Here is a 977-nt window from a genome sequence, read left to right on the forward strand (position 1 = left end):
TGTGGCAAGGATGGGTCGAAACCTGCAAGCTCAGCGGTGCCAGCCACTCGTATGCGGTCATCAAATCGAGTCATAGCGACTTTGTAAGTCTCGTCCATGACGGTAGAGCGCGGTGCGTATTCTTCATTTTCTATCGGAAGCGTCAGTGAATATCCTTTAACCGGATACACTGGAATATCAATATCGAGCTGCTTTAAAAGCGCAGTGGAAAAGCTACCAGAAGCAACGACAAATTGGTCTGCCTTAAACAAACCGTGGTTCGTTTGGACACCTATGATCTTTTTGCCTACAGTAACCCAATTACTCACTTCGGTATTGAATTTAAACGTGACACCATGCGCTTTTGCAAGTTCTGTCAGCTGTTGGCAAAACTGAAAGCAGTCACCTGTTTCATCATCAGGCAAATACAACCCGCCTACGATTTTATCTTTGACCAGCGCTAAACCGGGTTCTTGTCGAAGGCACTGTTCAACGTCCATCAACTCAAATCGAGTACCACTTTGCTCAAGCAGCTTGAGGTCTTTTTCGATTGCGGTTAACTGTTGAGTTGTGCGAAACACTTGCAAGGTACCAAACTGGCGTCCTTGGTATTCAATCGCGTGCTCATTACGTAATTGTTCTAAGAAAGCTCGGCTGTGGTTGGCGATAGACAGCATGCGAGCTTTGTTGATTTGATAGCGAGGCAAGGTGCAGTTCGCAACCATCTTGCTTGCCCAACTGATCATGTCTGTGCTTAGCGACGGCTTTATTTTTAGTGGAGCGTGTTCTTCCATCAGCCATTTGATCGCCTTGAGCGGGATACCCGGAGCTGCCCATGGGGATGAGTAGCCATAAGAAATTTGTCCTGCATTGGCAAAGCTTGTTTCCATCGCGCTGCTTGGTTGGCGATCGATGACCGTGACTTGATAGCCTGCTTGAGATAAATACCAAGCAGAGGTTAAGCCGATAACGCCGCTGCCTAATACGATGACTTCCAT

General features: G+C 47.3%; 1 protein-coding gene. It reads right to left on the reverse strand.

All coding sequences use genetic code 11. The features are described 5' to 3' along the window. A partial coding sequence (locus R7Z49_RS23740; protein WP_318112177.1) for a D-amino acid dehydrogenase occupies nt 1-977 on the reverse strand: 977 nt, incomplete at both ends.

The organism is Vibrio sp. 1562, assembly GCF_033340155.1.
In the GTDB taxonomy this organism is placed as follows: domain Bacteria; phylum Pseudomonadota; class Gammaproteobacteria; order Enterobacterales; family Vibrionaceae; genus Vibrio; species Vibrio alginolyticus.